Origin of the sequence: Peribacillus simplex (assembly GCF_900156045.1) — a bacterium.
Classification (GTDB): domain Bacteria; phylum Bacillota; class Bacilli; order Bacillales; family DSM-1321; genus Peribacillus; species Peribacillus simplex_D.
The window spans coordinates 17,214-33,598 of sequence record NZ_FTMX01000007.1; the positions used below are offsets into that span (position 1 = coordinate 17,214).

General features: G+C 43.2%; 18 protein-coding genes and 1 other annotated feature (1 of these 19 only partly in view). Of the genes, 14 read left to right on the forward strand and 4 right to left on the reverse strand.

Annotated features, from left to right (window positions below; translation table 11 throughout):
- Positions 1-213: 213 nt before the first annotated feature.
- The 14 genes from BW986_RS21740 (at position 214) to BW986_RS31315 (ending at position 11,725) form a co-directional block, all read left to right on the forward strand.
- Positions 214-1,503, forward strand: coding sequence for an ABC transporter substrate-binding protein (locus BW986_RS21740; protein ID WP_076370707.1), 1,290 nt, complete (start codon positions 214-216; stop codon positions 1,501-1,503).
- Between the two features lie 167 nt (positions 1,504-1,670).
- Entirely contained in the window at positions 1,671-2,531 is an 861-nt protein-coding gene (locus BW986_RS21745) for a carbohydrate ABC transporter permease (protein ID WP_076370709.1), read from the forward strand.
- Positions 2,531-3,349: a carbohydrate ABC transporter permease gene (locus tag BW986_RS21750; protein ID WP_076370711.1), complete on the forward strand. Its 819-nt coding sequence runs from the start codon at positions 2,531-2,533 to the stop codon at positions 3,347-3,349. The genes BW986_RS21745 and BW986_RS21750 overlap by 1 nt, the downstream gene beginning before the upstream one ends.
- A 57-nt stretch (positions 3,350-3,406) precedes the next feature.
- Entirely contained in the window at positions 3,407-4,450 is a 1,044-nt protein-coding gene (locus BW986_RS21755) for a LacI family DNA-binding transcriptional regulator (protein WP_076371187.1), read from the forward strand.
- 216 nt (positions 4,451-4,666) lie between these two features.
- Positions 4,667-5,395 (forward strand): ThuA domain-containing protein, encoded by a 729-nt coding sequence (locus tag BW986_RS21760; protein WP_076370713.1) that lies wholly within the window; start codon positions 4,667-4,669, stop codon positions 5,393-5,395.
- Positions 5,396-5,408: 13 nt separating this feature from the next.
- The gene (locus BW986_RS21765) at positions 5,409-6,431 is read left to right on the forward strand and encodes a Gfo/Idh/MocA family protein (RefSeq protein WP_076370715.1); all 1,023 of its coding nucleotides are present in this window, start codon (positions 5,409-5,411) and stop codon (positions 6,429-6,431) included.
- Positions 6,432-6,448: 17 nt separating this feature from the next.
- A complete protein-coding gene (locus BW986_RS21770; protein ID WP_034305944.1) occupies positions 6,449-7,489 on the forward strand; it encodes a Gfo/Idh/MocA family protein in 1,041 nt (346 codons plus the stop codon).
- A 21-nt stretch (positions 7,490-7,510) separates the two neighbouring features.
- Positions 7,511-8,479: a sugar phosphate isomerase/epimerase family protein gene (locus tag BW986_RS21775; RefSeq protein ID WP_076370717.1), complete on the forward strand. Its 969-nt coding sequence runs from the start codon at positions 7,511-7,513 to the stop codon at positions 8,477-8,479.
- A 44-nt stretch (positions 8,480-8,523) separates the two neighbouring features.
- On the forward strand, positions 8,524-8,754 hold the full coding sequence (locus tag BW986_RS21780) for a hypothetical protein (RefSeq protein ID WP_076370719.1): 231 nt from the start codon (positions 8,524-8,526) through the stop codon (positions 8,752-8,754).
- Positions 8,755-9,093: 339 nt separating this feature from the next.
- Positions 9,094-9,414 carry a PadR family transcriptional regulator gene (locus BW986_RS21785; protein WP_016131412.1) on the forward strand — a complete coding sequence of 107 codons (321 nt, stop codon included), beginning with the start codon at positions 9,094-9,096 and terminating at the stop codon, positions 9,412-9,414.
- 70 nt (positions 9,415-9,484) lie between these two features.
- The gene (locus tag BW986_RS21790; protein WP_076370721.1) at positions 9,485-9,838 is read left to right on the forward strand and encodes a DUF1048 domain-containing protein; all 354 of its coding nucleotides are present in this window, start codon (positions 9,485-9,487) and stop codon (positions 9,836-9,838) included.
- A 203-nt stretch (positions 9,839-10,041) separates the two neighbouring features.
- Complete coding sequence (locus tag BW986_RS21795; RefSeq protein ID WP_076370723.1) at positions 10,042-10,803, forward strand: ABC transporter ATP-binding protein; 762 nt, start codon at positions 10,042-10,044, stop codon at positions 10,801-10,803.
- Positions 10,804-11,553: an ABC transporter permease gene (locus tag BW986_RS21800; RefSeq protein WP_076370725.1), complete on the forward strand. Its 750-nt coding sequence runs from the start codon at positions 10,804-10,806 to the stop codon at positions 11,551-11,553.
- Between the two features lie 64 nt (positions 11,554-11,617).
- Positions 11,618-11,725 carry a carboxymuconolactone decarboxylase family protein gene (locus BW986_RS31315; protein ID WP_397222837.1) on the forward strand — a complete coding sequence of 36 codons (108 nt, stop codon included), beginning with the start codon at positions 11,618-11,620 and terminating at the stop codon, positions 11,723-11,725.
- A 256-nt stretch (positions 11,726-11,981) separates the two neighbouring features.
- On the opposite strand, the gene rluF is transcribed toward BW986_RS31315, so the two are convergent.
- The 4 genes from rluF to brnQ all read right to left on the reverse strand — a co-directional run bounded on the left by rluF (position 11,982) and on the right by brnQ (position 16,260).
- A complete protein-coding gene (gene rluF, locus BW986_RS21810; protein WP_076370727.1) occupies positions 11,982-12,689 on the reverse strand; it encodes a 23S rRNA pseudouridine(2604) synthase RluF in 708 nt (235 codons plus the stop codon).
- A gap of 100 nt (positions 12,690-12,789) precedes the next feature.
- A complete protein-coding gene (locus tag BW986_RS21815) occupies positions 12,790-13,701 on the reverse strand; it encodes a DMT family transporter (RefSeq protein WP_076370729.1) in 912 nt (303 codons plus the stop codon).
- Positions 13,702-13,873: 172 nt separating this feature from the next.
- Positions 13,874-14,806: an aldo/keto reductase gene (locus BW986_RS21820; RefSeq protein WP_076370731.1), complete on the reverse strand. Its 933-nt coding sequence runs from the start codon at positions 14,804-14,806 to the stop codon at positions 13,874-13,876.
- Positions 14,807-14,928: 122 nt separating this feature from the next.
- Positions 14,929-16,260, reverse strand: coding sequence for a branched-chain amino acid transport system II carrier protein (brnQ, locus tag BW986_RS21825; protein WP_076370733.1), 1,332 nt, complete (start codon positions 16,258-16,260; stop codon positions 14,929-14,931).
- A 97-nt stretch (positions 16,261-16,357) separates the two neighbouring features.
- Positions 16,358-16,385: a binding site (T-box leader), on the reverse strand (it continues 219 nt past the right edge of the window).

Genomic DNA, 16,385 nt, shown 5'->3' on the forward strand with positions numbered 1-16,385 from the left:
CAATATACTACAATTTTATTGTAAAGTATGGAATTTGGTGGTAATATAAAGCGCATAAATGTAAACGTTTGCAAAAATTTTTGTGAGGAGGTGATGTAAAAGAAGTACGATAGACTTTGATTTTTATAGAATGAAAGGCTTTTATTTTACTATTTTATGCAAACGTTTTCTTAAAATTGCATGAATCTTATGAAAAAGGGAGAGTCGGTAGGCATGAAGCGTAAAAAATGGTACGGGGGAATTCTTACTGTTTTATTAATTTTTAGTGTGATTTTGGCTGGATGCTCCTCTTCAACTGGTGGAAACAGCGACTCAAAGGATGTCGTGACGCTGGATATATTTCAATTCAAGGTAGAATTCAAGTCGCAATTCGAGGCATTGGCAAAACAATATGAAAAAGAGAATCCAGATGTAAAGATCAAGGTATCGACAGTTGGCGGCGGAAATGATTATAAATCAGCCATTACCGCAAAGTTCGCTTCAGGTGAGGAGCCGGCGGTCTTTAACATTGGCGGACCGGTGGATGTCGAACAATATAAAGACAGATTAACAGATTTAAAGGATACGAAGGCTGCAGCTGCAGCACTTGATGGCACTTTGGATGGTGTGGAAGAGGACGGGCAAGTCCTTGGACTTCCATTTAACCAGGAAGGATACGGCTTGATTTATAACAAACGGATATTTAAAGAAGCCGGAATTAATCCTGATGAAATTACAAGTTATGAAGCCTTAGAGGCGGCAGTCAAGAAAATGGACTCACAAAAGGACAAATTGAAAATCGATGCAGTTTTCGCTTATCCGGTCAAAGAGAAGTGGGTGACTGGAAATCATTTATCCAATGTTTTCTTAGCACCGGAGTTTGATGGAAATGTATTAGAGGCAAGCAAGGCTCCAACGGTTAAATTCACCGATGGTGACAAGTTTAAACAACTGGTCGATATCCAAAATGAATATTCCGTCCAGCCGACAGCAAGCCTCGATTACTCCCAACAAGTGGAAGAGCTGTTCTCACTTGAAAAGGTTGCGATCATTCAGCAAGGCAACTGGGTGTATAACACAGTGTATGATATGGACCCTGAGTTAGCTGAAAAGGGAATTGGCATCATCCCGATTCCAAATGGAGACTCTGCAGGCATGCCGGTCGGCGTACCGAACTATTGGGCAGTGAACAAGAAATCGGATGAAAAGGTACAGGAAGCAGCGAAGAAGTTCCTCGACTGGATGTATACATCCGAGGAAGGGAAAAAAGCCGTTTTGGAAGACTTTAAATTCATTCCTGCATATGAAGGATATGATGTCGAGAAAATTGCCGATCCAATTTCAAAAGAAATTTATAAATACTCCCAAGAAGGAAACACGATTGGTTGGGTGTTTAATGGATATCCGGTTGGTTGGAATGATGATCTTGGGGCAAGTGTCCAAAAGTACGTAACCGGTAAATTGACTTGGGATGAACTTGTCCAACAGAACATTGAAAATTGGGAGAAGATTCATAGCAAATAAGTATTGGGAAATGCAAGTGACCGATCGGCATGAAAACTGTGCCGATTGGTTGTTCCTTGTTATAGAAAAGTCGCTTAGGGAAATTGCCTCGACAAGGGATTCATCAAATAACCCAGTCATGATCTAAAACCATTAACTATTAAATCATTTCAAGGAGGTCGGTTTCGTTGAGAAATCGGGATGCTGCATATTGGCTGTTTTTGACACCTGTTCTTGCTGCACTCATTTTGGTTGTGATCGTGCCACTCATCTACGGATTTTATTATTCCTTTACGAATTGGAACGGTTTAGGGACGCCGGATTTCATCGGTCTTAAGAATTATATGGACTTGTTTACGGATAAAGGGTTCCTTGATACATTTTGGTTCACCATTAAATTTTCCGTAGCGGCAATTGTGGTAATCAATATAATCGGATTAAGTTTGGCTCTCATCGTGACTTCGAAAATTAAATCAAGCAATATACTGCGGACGGTTTTCTTTATGCCCAATTTAATTGGCGGTTTGATTCTCGGCTTTATTTGGCAGTTCATTTTTATTAAGGTCTTCGGTGCGATTGGTGATTTGACTGGGATCGAAGCATTTAATGGATGGTTATCAACGACTGATACAGGTTTTTGGGGATTGATCATTTTAACATCATGGCAAATGGCCGGATATATCATGATCATTTATATTGCCTATTTGCAGGCTGTTCCTGAAGACTTGATCGAAGCTGCAAAAATTGATGGAGCTAACAGCTTCCAGCGTTTTCGCCATATAACTTTTCCACTTGTGGCACCTGCTTTTACCGTCAGTTTGTTTTTGACGCTTTCCCACTCGTTCAAGATCTATGATCAAAATCTTTCTTTGACGAATGGAGCTCCCTATAATTCAACTGAAATGGTTGCGATGAACATTGTAAAATCGGCCTTCACCGAAAACGATATGGCATATGCACAGGCCAAGGCCGTTATCTTTTTCGTGATCGTGGCGGTCGTTTCGCTTACACAAGTCTATTTCAATAAAAAACGGGAGGTTGAGCTGTAATGAGGGGAAAATGGAAATTGTGGCTGATTGGATTCATCGGATTCATTTTGGCCATATTATGGCTCACTCCGTTTTATTTAATGCTTGTAAATGCCTTTAAAATGAAACGTGATATATTTGCCGATACACTGGGACTGCCTGAAACCTGGACATTCGAAAACTTCACTCAAGCTTTCGAGCAATTGGATTTCCTCCGGACTTTATTCAATTCTTTATTGATATCGGGCGTCAGTGTAGTCATCATCATCATTTTTTCTGCGATGGCAGCATACGCTCTTTCCCGAAACAAAAGTAAAATTAGTTCCCTGCTTTTCTTCGTGTTTGTGGCAGCCATGCTAATTCCGTTTCAGTCTGTGATGATACCGCTCGTTGCCCAATTCGGACAGCTTGGGATGTTGAACAAGGCCGGACTGATTTTCATGTATTTAGGTTTTGGATGCAGTCTCTCCATATTCTTATATCATGGTACCTTAAAAGGGATCCCCATCTCACTTGATGAGGCAGCAAAGATTGATGGTGCTAACCGGTTTCAGGTATTTTGGTATATCATATTTCCATTATTAAAACCGATGTCGATTACAGTTGGTATCTTAAATGTCATTTGGATATGGAATGACTATTTACTGCCATCCCTTGTTATTGGCGGAGCGGGATCGGAGACCATTCCGCTTAAATTATTCTTCTTTTTCGGTCAATATACGAAGCAATGGCATCTTGCCTTGGCTGGACTTACTTTATCCATCATTCCAGTCATCATTGCGTACTTTTTTGCTCAGAGGCAAATTATCAAAGGAATTGCAGATGGAGCCGTTAAATAACTATTTAAATATAGGGAATATTAAACCATGTGCGGTGAACGGGGAGTGTTGATGAATTTGTCTGTTACTATAAAAGACGTTGCCAAAAAAGCGAATGTCGCTCCATCAACGGTATCGCGTGTAATCCATAACAGCCCGACTATAAGTGAAAAGACAAAGCGTAAAGTACGCAAGGTATTAAAGGAAATGGGCTATCATATGAATGAAAATGCCCGGAACTTAGTCACGAAGTCAACGAAGGCCATTGGGATCGTCATGAAAAGCTCGGCAAGGGAATCACTTTACAATCCCTTTTTCCCAGAAGTGATCCGAGGCATCGGGGATTTCTGTAATAAAGAAGGGTACAGTCTTTCTCTGACAACGGGCGAGACGGAGGATGCCATCTTTGAGGATGTTGTGAAGATGGTTCAGGGCAGAAGAGTGGATGGCATGATTGTTTTGTACTCTAAAAAGGACGATAAAGTGGTGCCGTATTTATTAAAGCAGGGCTTCCCGTTCGTTTTGATCGGGAAGCCAAGTACGAACATGAGCGGTATTACATTCATTGATAACGATAATGTTCAAGCGGCCAGGGAAGTATCGGAGTTTGTAATCAGTCTTGGACATGAGCGAATTGCCTTTTTAGGGGGCAGTCCCGAGTTTGAGGTGATCCAGGACCGCTTGACAGGCTTTCAACAAGCGATGGAACAGGCAGGGGTGGATGTACGACAGGAATATATCAAATTGATTCCTTTAAATCGAACGGATGGAATAAAGGCGATTGACGAATTGCTGGAATTGAAAGAGGCACCAACCGCTTTTTTGGTAATGGATCTATTATTGGGTGTTCTCTTGCTTGGAGTGTTGGCTGAGAAGAACTTGAAAGTGCCACAGCAAATAAGCGTCGTCTGTTTTAACCACTCAGAATTCATAGAATTTTTAAGTACACCGCTGACAACGGTTGATATCCATACGTATCAGTTAGGGTATGAGGCGGCAAAATGCGTGTTCGATCTAATTGCAAATCCGGAAATGATGGAAAAGAGTATCAGCATTCCTACCAAAATCATAAAGCGGGAGTCGCATTTTGTTGCCGAAAAGGAAATTAAAAGAAAAATGTAGAAATGTTTTACCAATTAAAGCTTGATTTTTGCTAACATAAATTTACAATATAGATTACCACTATTATTTTTGAAAATTCATACTTTGAAGGCATAAAGTATGTTCTTATAAATTGATCTTCTCTAACGCAAACGTTTGCGTTATGAATAAAGAGGTAATAGTTATACATGCAAAGCAAGTTGCCGTGAAATGAATCTTGAATGGAGGAGGTTGTTCATGAGAGTCCTGGTATGGAATGAGTATCGCCACGAGAAAACAAAGCCTGAAGTAGCAAAAGTATATCCGGATGGTATCCATGGTGCAATTGCCGGCTTTTTACAAAGTGGGCAGGTCGAGGTGAGAACCGCCACTCTCGATGAAGAAGAGCATGGATTAACCGAAGAAGCACTGAAACAAACCGATGTACTTCTTTGGTGGGGGCATGTTGCACATGATGAAGTTCAGGATGAAATCATTGCAAGGGTTCACAATCGAGTGCTCGAGGGAATGGGTCTCATCGTCCTCCATTCCGGTCATTTTTCAAAGATCTTCAAACGATTAATGGGCACGACTTGCGATTTGAAATGGCGGGTGGCGGATGAAAGGGAACGGCTCTGGGTAGTTGATCCAAGTCATCCTATCGTTGATGGCATCGGCGAATATATAGAGCTTGAGAAGGAAGAGATGTACGGGGAACATTTTGATATTCCTGCACCAGATCAATTGATATTCGTCAGTTGGTTTGAAGGCGGGGAGATATTCAGAAGCGGTTGCACGTATCAGAGGGGAAAAGGGAGGATTTTCTATTTCCGTCCAGGTCATGAAACATATCCTACCTACCATAATCCAGAGATTCAACGAGTGATCAAGAATGCCGTTAATTGGGTCAAGCCGGAATTTGGAATCGTAACGAACTATGGGAAAGCCGAACCGTTGGAATCCATCTCAGGCAAAGAGCTGAAGTGAAGGAGAGAACAAAATGGGTAAAGTGAAGGTAGGAGTCATTGGATGCGGGAGTATTGCAAAAAACAGGCATTTTCCGGAGTATGATGCACATCAGGAAACGGAGATCATTGCCGTTTGTGATATAGTACCGGACCGGGCGAATGCAGCAGCACAAAGGTATGGCGCGCAAGCATATACTGATTATATAGAACTTTTGAAGAATGAGGAGATTGAAGCGATCAGTGTATGTACCCCGAATTACCTGCATGCACGCATCACAGTTGCGGCCTTGGAAGCTGGTAAGCACGTCCTTTGTGAGAAACCAATGGCTACTTCTTTAGTAGACGCTGAAAAAATGAATGCAGCAGCAGCGAAAAGCGGCAAAATACTAATGATTGGTCATAATCAGCGTTTTGTTCCCTCACATCAAAAAGCGAAGCAGCTTATTGAGAGCGGGGAGGTAGGGAAGGTCTATAGCTTCCGGACGGCTTTTGGACATTCCGGGCCGGAAACCTGGAGCGTGGACGGACTGGAAAGCTGGTTTTTTAAAAAGGATCAGGCAGTCATTGGTGCAATGGGCGATTTAGGTGTTCATAAAGCTGATTTATTAAGGTATATCCTTGGAGAAGAATTTGTTGAAGTGGGAGCCTTTGTGGAAACGACTGCCAAGAAAAATACAGACGTTGATGACAGTGCGGCCTGTATCCTCCGAACGGAGAGCGGTATCATCGGAACGCTTACCGCCAGCTGGTCTTATGCAAAAGAAGACAATGCTACGGTCATTTATGCGGAAAAAGCGGTTTTGCGCCTTGAAGACGATCCGAAATACTCACTGATCATCCATCATGATAATGGAAAGACAGAAACCATCCAATTAGGAAGCATCCAGACTAATGACTCAGAAGGACAGCATGATTCCGAAGTGATCAGCCACTTTGTAAAATGTGTGGTGGACAATGAGGAGCCACTTGTCTCAGGAGTTGAAGGATTAAAATCATTAAAAGTCATTCTTGGCGCGATGGAATCAAATGCATCCCGAAAAATCATCCGCTTATAAAGGGGTTAAAAGTCATCATGTACAAATTAAAAATGGGTATTATCGGTGCTGGCGGCATTGCCCAAAAAAGGCATATCCCAGCTTTTCAAAAATTTCAAGATAAAGTGGTTTTATACGCCATTCAGGATATAGATGAAATGAAGGCGAGAGAAGTGGCGCGTGAATTTCATATCGAGAAGGTTTTCACCAATTATGAAGAAATGTTTGCCGAAGTGGATGCTGTTACGATTGCAACGCCAAATAAGTTCCATGCGGAGATTTCCATTGCTGCTCTGCAAGCGGGTGTACATGTGCTATGCGAAAAGCCAATGGCCATTACAACTGAAGAATGTTTAGCAATAACCGAGGCTGCAAATATTTCGGGTAAAGTTTTATCGACTGCTTATCATTACCGCTTCATGAAGGAAGCCCAGGCTGCAAAGAAAATGATTCAGGCAGGTGAAATCGGTGAACCCTATGTAGCGCGTGTACAGGCAATCAGACGACGAAAAGTCCCTGGCTGGGGAGTGTTTACAAGCAAGGAATTGCAAGGCGGGGGAAGTGTGATCGATTACGGCTGCCATTTGCTTGATTTGGCTTTATGGCTGATGGATGACCCAGAACCGATTGAAATCGTAGGTTCGACATATAATTATGTCAGTAAGGGTGTCGATCAAGTCAATTTATGGGGAAATTTCGATGCCTCTGTATTTGAAGTGGATGACCATGCCACTGCATATATCAAATTTGCCAACGGAGCATCTCTATTATTCGAAACATCCTGGGCCGCGAATATACGTGAAGAAGCAACTGTTTTAAGTTTATCCGGAACACAGGGCGGACTTGATGTGTTCCCGCTGGTCTTAAATCAGGCTAAGCACGGCATGCTCTTAAATAGTGAGGCAGTATGGATGCCAGGGGAGGATACACCAGACCTGCAGCAGGCAGAGAACTTTATTAATAGCTGTCTGGGGTTGGCAGAACCATTGGTAAAACCATCGGAGGCCATGAAAGTTTCGAAAATAATCGAAGCCATTTATCAAAGCTCGGCAAGTGGGAAGGTCATGAGCATAAATTAATGAAAAGGTGAGGTGGGGCTTGTGAAATTAGGGGTTTTTACAGTGCTATTTGCTCAAAAATCATTCGAGGATATGCTTGATTATGTCGCAGATTCCGGATTAAAAACAGTTGAAATCGGTACAGGCGGGTATCCAGGCAATATCCACTGTCCGCTCGATGAACTGCTGGAAAGTGAAGAAAAACGTCAAAAATACCTCGAAGCCGTTCAAACAAGAGGATTAACGATCAGTGCATTCAGCTGCCACGGCAATCCAATCTCTCCAGATGAAGCATTCGCTAAAGAAAGTGATGAAACATTGATTAAAACAATCAAGCTTGCATCCTTATTGAACGTCCCGGTAGTCAATACCTTTTCTGGTACAGCCGGTGATCACGAAGGAGCTAAATATCCAAACTGGCCTGTCGCCCCATGGCCGAATGAGTATACAGATGTGCTGAAATGGCAATGGGAAGAAAAATTGATCCCCTATTGGAAAAAAGCAGCCGCCATTGCCGATGAGCACAATATAAAAATCGGACTTGAACTGCATGGGGGCTTTCTCGTCCACACACCCTACACCTTGTTAAAACTGCGGGAAGCTACATCTGATGCAATTGGCGCCAACCTTGATCCAAGCCATCTTTGGTGGCAGGGCATCGAACCAGTCGGGGCCATCAAAATCCTAGGGAAAGCGGGAGCAATCTACCACTTCCACGCAAAAGACACATACTTGGATCAGGATAACATCAATATGTATGGATTAACCGACATGCAGCCCTATGGAAATATCCAGAGCCGTGCCTGGAACTTTCGCTCTGTAGGATGCGGCCACAGCCTGCAAGAATGGTCCGACATCATGAGCGCCCTTCGCACATACGGTTACGATTACGTTGTCAGCATCGAACATGAAGATCCGCTGATGTCAGTTGAAGAAGGATTCCAACGGGCTGTTACCAATCTGAAAACTGTACTCATCAACGAAAGCCCAACTGATTTATGGTGGGTATAATTTATAGCCCATGACGAGCAGCCTATTGCAGGTTGCTTTTTATATTGGCCCTTACTCGTGAAAAAGTGGAATTCACGAGTAAAAGCGTGAAATTCACGAGTAAAAGCGTGAAATTCACGAGTAAAAGCGTGAAATTCACGAGTAAAAGTGCGAAATTCACGAGAAAAGTGGAATTCACAAGTAAAAGCGTGAAACTCACGAGTAAAAGTACGAAACTCACGAGTAAAGTGGAATTCACAAGTAAAAGCGTGAAATTCACGAGTAAAACAGTATAATTCACGAGTAAAAGAGCAAAACTCACGAGTAAAGTGGAATTCACGATGGCTTTATCCAATGGAGATAACTGGTTTTTTTTAAAAAAATCAAATTGACAGTCACCCTACTACGTGTTACAGCATACCTTGTAGTAAGTAACACTTGATACCAACAGCACTGAATAGTGAAGTTGCAAAAATATTTTTAAGAAAGAATTGACATCTCTGCTACTCGGTGATACAGTTTAGATGTAATAAGTAATACTAAATAGCGTGATTTCCCAAAAGCTATTCAGTAAAGATTCCCCTCAGAACTAAGTTTTACTTAATATAAGTCACAATATAGAGGAGGCTCTGAACATGGAAAATTTAACTGAAATGCTGAAGGGTTCGCTGGAAGGCTGCGTGCTGGAAATCATCAGCCGCCATGAAACCTATGGCTACGAGATTACCCGCCGCCTGAACGAGCTTGGGTTCACTGAAGTCGTGGAAGGGACGGTCTACACCATCCTTGTGCGATTAGAAAAGAAAAAACTGGTGAACATAGAGAAGAAACCGTCAGATATGGGGCCGCCCCGCAAGTTTTACTCACTTAATGAAGCTGGCCGCCAGGAACTTGAATTGTTTTGGAAAAAATGGGATTTTGTATCATCAAAAATCAACGTCTTAAAGTCAATCTAGCTTCATAAGATATTCCGTACGATATTTTTGGAGTGTCTTGTCTGCTTTATAAAAAAGGAGGAAAAATAGCATGATGGAATTGTTCAAAAAAATGATTGGTGATAAAAAAGAGTATAAAATGATGATGGCGCGGGTTGAAGCCCTGCCAGAGGACTACCAGTTTGTATTTAAGAAAATTCAAAACTACATGTGGAATTTCTCAGCGGGCAACGGGATGGATATGCTGCGTATGCAGTATGAATTAATCGATTTGTTCGAAGCCGGTGCGGCGGAAGGCAGACAAGTGCTGGAAATCACTGGGGACGACGTGGCGTCATTTGCCGACGAACTAGTGGCAAATGCTAAAACCTATTTCGCCAAGTATCGTGAAGATTTGAATGAAAGTATCATGGAGCGATTGGGAAAAAATAAATTCAATAAATAATTCCGACTGAATAGCTGGTTACAAATGTGAAATGCCACCTACGCTATTCAGTAATATTTTAGCTCGGTAATAAGTTATACTGATTATCAGTCAGACTAAATAGAGAAGTATAGGCAATCTGTTCCGCAAGGCGCTCGGAAGGATAATTAGGGTTACTGCAAGAGGCTTTGCTGCGCTATTAACTATTAAAAGGAGGAAAATGTATGAGCAATGCAGCGATTTCTGTAAAAGGTTTAAAAAAAACCTTTAAAGACAATGAAGTCTTAAAGGGGGTGGATTTCGAGGTACGGCGTGGCGAAATTTTCGCACTGCTGGGCTCGAATGGAGCGGGCAAGACGACGACGGTCAACATCCTCTCGACTCTGATGAAGGCCGATGGCGGCGAAGTAGGTATTTGCGGCTTTGACGTCCAGCGTCAACCTGATCATGTTCGCCAGAGCATCAGCCTGACAGGGCAGTTTGCAGCTTTAGACGGCATGCTTACAGGGCGGGAAAACCTGCTGATGATCGCCAAGTTGCGGGGAGTTTCCAATCCCGCTCAAGTCGCCGACAATCTGCTTGCGAGATTCAGCCTGACCGATGCGGCCAACCGCCGGGCGGATAAATATTCCGGCGGGATGAAGCGCCGGCTTGACATCGCCATGAGCCTGATCGGGACGCCAGCAGTCATTTTTCTAGACGAACCGACGACAGGGCTTGACCCCGAAGCACGGATTGAAGTCTGGGATACCGTCAAGGAGCTTGCGGGCGGCGGCACGACAATCTTGCTGACGACACAGTACCTGGAGGAAGCCGAACAACTGGCGGATCGTATCGCCATCCTGCATGGCGGAAAAATCATCTCGACCGGGACCCTTACCGAACTCAAGGAGATGTTTCCGCCAGCGAAAGTGGAGTACATCGAGAAGCAGCCGACACTGGAGGAAATTTTCCTCGCGATCATCGGCAAAAAGGAGGAGATGTAAATGAATAGCAAAACAGGGGTATTACTAGGGCGTTTAATGCGCAACATCATGCGCAGCCCGGATACAATTATCACGGTGGCGATAACGCCGATTATGATGATGCTGCTGTTTGTCTACGTATTTGGTGGTGCCATAGAGGCAGGCACGGACAACTACGTCAATTATTTATTGCCGGGAATATTGCTGATGGCTATCGCATCCGGCGTCGCTTACACTTCCGTCCGGCTGTTTACGGATGTAAAGAGCGGGCTGATGGCGCGTTTCATTACCATGCCCATCAAGCGCTCGTCGGTATTGTGGGCTCACGTGTTGACCTCGCTTGTATCCAATGCGCTTACTGTCGTCGTGGTTATCCTCGTCGCGCTATTGATGGGCTTCCGTTCCAGCGCTAATATCCTGGATTGGCTCGCGGTAGCTGGGATACTCGGGCTGTTTACGTTGGCGCTGACATGGCTGGCGGTCATTCCTGGATTGACAGCGGGGTCTATGGAAGGGGCGACAGCCTACTCGTACCCGCTGATTTTCCTGCCGTTTATCAGTTCGGCCTTTGTCCCCACCGAAACCATGCCTAAAATTGTCCGTGCGTTTGCTGAGAACCAGCCAGTGACTTCAATCGTGAATGCGATTCGTGCTTTCTTGTATGAAGGGTCTGTTGGCAACGATATCTGGATCGCGCTTGCCTGGTGCGTCGGCATCATGGTCATCGCTTACTTCTTCGCCAGTAAAGTCTTTAAACGCCAGTTAGGGTAAGTACACCATTATCGGATTAGCCATATCAATAGTCAGCCGCTGCGATGAATGCATTTGCTATCACATGGAAGGCTGCTTAAATGCCGGGGCAACCATCGATGAAATCATGGAAACCTTCAAAATCGGTGTGATTGGTTGCGGCCACTTATCCCAACATGAGATTTGCAATTAGAAGAACGGGAAGTGGTCTATCGCAGAAGGAGAAATTAAATGAATAAAGCCCATAGATGTAATTGACAGGAAAAGAGTAGATTCAGAAGCAAAACCGCTTTGGTTATCGATGTTTCTAAGGAAAAATAAATTCTTTCATTATCATTAAAAGCGTGAAGCTTACAAGTATATTCGCAAAGCTTAAAGCAAATGATTGCTGAAAGTTCTTCTGAAATTAAAAAAGCGATGCCCCCGGTAATCTGGGGGCATCTTCATTATCATCTTTGCCTTGGGGTATAATCCAATTCCTTAAATAGTTCCGTCAATTCATCCTCGGTCAGGTCGCGCCATTGTCCGATCGCCAGTCCGTCCAGATGGATGTTCATGATCCGGATTCGATGTAAATCACGGACTTCGTACCCTAGTGCGGAGCACATTCGGCGGATTTGTCTATTCAGTCCTTGCATCAAAGTAATGTTAAATGTATATTTGGTCAACTGCTCAACCTTACATGGAAGTGTTTTCGTATCCAAGATCTCCACTCCGGATGACATATCTTTAATGAAGGAAGCGGTAAGTGGTTTATCCACGGTTACGATGTATTCTTTTTCATGTTTGTTTTCTGCACGAAGGATTTCATTTACGATGTCTCCATCATTTGTAAGAAGGATCAGACCGCTTGAGTCTTTGTCCAGCCGTCCAATATGAAAAATGCGAAGCGGATGATTTACAAAATCAACGATATTTCCTTTTATGTGTTTTTCCGTTGTACTTGTAATACCTATCGGTTTATTCAGTGCAATATAGACATTTTGCTGTTCCACTTTTATCGGCTTGCCATCTACACGAACATCATCACCAGGTTCAGCTTGACTGCCGAGCTCAGCTACAGTGCCATTAATCGTCACACGGCCCTCGGCTATCCATTTGTCTGCGCCTCTTCGCGAGGTAATTCCGGATTCACTGATAAATTTATTGATCCTCAACTAAAGCACACCTTTACAATCAGATTTTCTTCTTTAAAGGATAACGTAAATCATGGTGCATAGACAAGGGGAAAAGACAAGAAAGCATAGTTGATGAGAATTACTGGATGCTCTTTAAGTTCTTCGTGAAATCTTCCGGATATGCTTTTTTCTTTTTGCTTGTCAGGTAGACCCCAATGAAGACAAAAAGACCTCCTAGGATTTGGATGATCGTAATCGCATGACCCAAAATCAGGCTAAGAATAGCGGTAAATACAGCAATCAGATTTAGATAAATTCCAGCCTGGCTAGCATTGATATGACGAAGGGAAATATTCCAGAAAATAAAGGACCCGACAGATGGGAAGATTCCAATATATAAGAGACCCGTGACGGCTTCACTGCTTAAATCAAGGTTGATTCCCGAGCCAATGGCGAATGGAGCGACGAGAATCAATCCGAGAAATACGGAAACGGCAGTGGCTGAGATTATCGGAATGTTTTTTAGTTTTTTACCAATTATTGAATAGAAGGTCCAAACGAGAATTGCCAGGATCATCAATAAGTCGCCTTTATTGTAAGTGAGCTGGAAAATATCCAGAAGGTGACCTTTTGTCAAGACCAATAAAACGCCGAATAAAGATATGATAAGTCCGAGTGCATGAAGGGATGAAATTTTCTCCTTTAACAGCAAAGCGGAAAAAAGCACAATTAAGGCAGGGTTCATGGAATTGACAAGAGCGGCATTCATGGAAGTTGTATAGGTCAGAGCCCAATAAAGGAAAAAATTATAACTGATGATTCCGAGCATACCCATGACTAACAGCAATCTCCATTCTTTCCATACACTCTTCCAATTTGGCTTTTCGATCCATTGGGCTAAAGGAAACAATAAGAAAACGGCTATTAGCCATCGCGAAAATGTTAGTTGGATTGGGGAAAGTTCGGTCACAACGTATTTTCCGAAAATGTAATTACCGGCCCAAAACAAATTTGCCAAGATAAGAAATAAAATAACAATGGATTTTTTCATCAGACTGCCTCTTCCTTAATTGATGGAATATTCACTAAATATATCAAAATAGGAGTACCTAAGCAATATAACGAGCCTAGTAGTCAATTTTTGTACAAGGATGTACCAAAGGGCAGGATAAATAGAAAAAGGCCGTTCAACATGAGCTGAACAGCCTTTTTTCACATCTATGTTAAGCGAAAATGGCACTGATTTCGGCGATTTCATCCATGGTTAAATCGACATCCAAAGCTTGTAAGTTGCGTGTGACCTGTTCTGGCTTTTTCGCTCCGGGAATCAGTACATCTATCGAGTGCCGAGTTAAATACCAAGCTAGTACGACATCGGCGACATCGGTATGCTTCCTGTTGGCAATCGCCCGGACTTCTTCCACTTTTTGCAGGTTGCTTACAAAGGCTTGTCCTTGGAAAAGCGGACTTTTTGCCCGGCCGTCCTCGAATGTTGATTCCTGATTATATTTGCCGCCGAGCAGACCGGAAGCAAGGGGGAAATAAGGAATGAAGGAAATATTATTTTCGGCTGTATATGGCAGTAGGTCTTGTTCTGCCTCCCGTTTGAATAGATTGTACTCGGATTGCAACACATCGACATAGCCGTCTTTATTCGCTTCCTTCAATTGTTCGAACGAAAAGTTCGAGACGCCGATCGACTTGATTTTGCCTGCATCCTTCAATTCCTTTAAGGCACCTACAGCTTCATCTTTAGGGGTATCCTCATCAGGGAAATGGATATAGAATAAGTCGATGTAGTCCGTTTGGAGCCTTTTTAGACTCGATTCCACAGCACTTTTCAGAAAAGCCGGAGAGTTATCAAAGACGATGTTGCCATTGGCAAATTTATGTGCTCCTTTAGTGGCAAGGACTATATCCTCGCGTTTGCGACTCTCTTTAAGGATTTCACCGATAAGTTCTTCTGAACGCTCAGGACCGTAAATGTAAGCTGTATCCCAAAAGTTGATTCCCTCTTCCAATGCCGTTCTCAAAACATCCCTTCCTGTATCCTCACTTAGATTAGGGAAAAGGTTATGTCCGCCAATTGCATTCGTGCCAAGGCCAATCGGATTTACATACAGATCTGTTTTTCCAATACGGGTTTGCTTAGACATATTACTTATCATCTCCTTCGACCCCATCATAACAAAAAGTGGATGCCGATTTCCAAAATAAAGCAATGCAGGCGTGTGCAAAATAAGCAGATGACCGGTAAAATCACCTGCTTACTTCATTATTATAGTGTTTCGATTTCCAACTCTTCAGCTTTAGCTGTTTGTCCAAATTGACTGAGAAGAAGGCCAAAGGTTGTACCGACGAGAGCAGGGATGATCCACTCCATGCCGTAGGCAGAAAGGGGAAGGGCATCACTCAAAGTTTGTACGGGTCCTAATTGTAAGCCGAAGGCATTCAGTCCGTCCATCAAGGCGAAAACTCCTGTGAAAATCATTGAACTGCGATAAACCATCTTCGGGTTTTTGAAATGACGGCTGAAGAATGTCAGGACAATCAGGACGATCGTTAACGGATAAGCCATCACAAGGAATGGTACAGATACTTTCAAAATTTGATTCAGACCCATATTTGAAAGGATGAAACCGATGATTGTTACAATCAGAATGACGGTTTTATAGTTCAGCTTGGGGAAAAGTTTCGAGAAATACTGTCCGCAAGCAGTCGTTAACCCGACTACGGTGGTGAAGCATGCTAAAGTGAAAATGATGCCGAGAAGTACCTTCCCGCCAGTTCCAAGTAAAAGGGTGGATGCGACAGTGAGGATATCCGTTCCGTTTTCGAATGCCCCATCGGCTGCCATGCGTGCTCCCATTACACCTAAGGAAATATAAACTAAAGAAAGCAAAACACCAGCGATGAGCCCCGCTTTTACTGTATATCTCGTCAATTGTTTTCGTTCGGAAATCCCCCTTTGCTGGATTGAAGTAAGGATGACGATCCCAAAAGCCAAGGAAGCTAGAGCATCCATCGTGTTGTAGCCCTCGATGAACCCTTTCGAAAATGCTCCTGCAGCATATGCTTCGGTTGGAGCTTGGAATGGAGCATCAAGCTTTATGAAACCAACGACACAGAGAATGACCATGGACAAAAGTAGAACGGGTGTAATCCAGCGTCCCATGAAGGTCTCCATTTTTTCTGGATTCAGTGAAATGGCATAAACGATGATGAAAAATATGGTTGTGAAAATGAATAGGAATAGTGATTGATTCATTGAGTCGCCAAGGTATGGCCTGAAGCCCATTTCATAGGCAACATTCGCATTCCGTGGAATGGCTAGAAAAGGCCCGATGCTTAAATAGATGACTACCATGAATAACGTGCTGAATAGAGGATGCACACGGGCCCCGATAGTTTGTGCCCCGCCTTTAACAAGTGAGACTGCAAGAAGCACTAAAATTGGCAAGCCGACTCCGGTGGTGACAAAACCGGCAATGGCGGGCCAGAAAGAAGTTCCTGAAGATGCTCCTAAAAAGGGAGGGAAAATTAGATTCCCCGCTCCGAAGAACATTGAGAAAAGCATAAGGCCGATAAATAATGTGTCTGTTTTTTTCATGGTGATTTCTCCTTTTTTTAAAATGATAACTCCCGCCGACTGACCTGAAAAAGGCTGATTAAAGTGTTTTGTGCAAATAAAAAACTCGCCCCTGAAAATCAGGGACGAGTTTGTGCTCGCGTTAC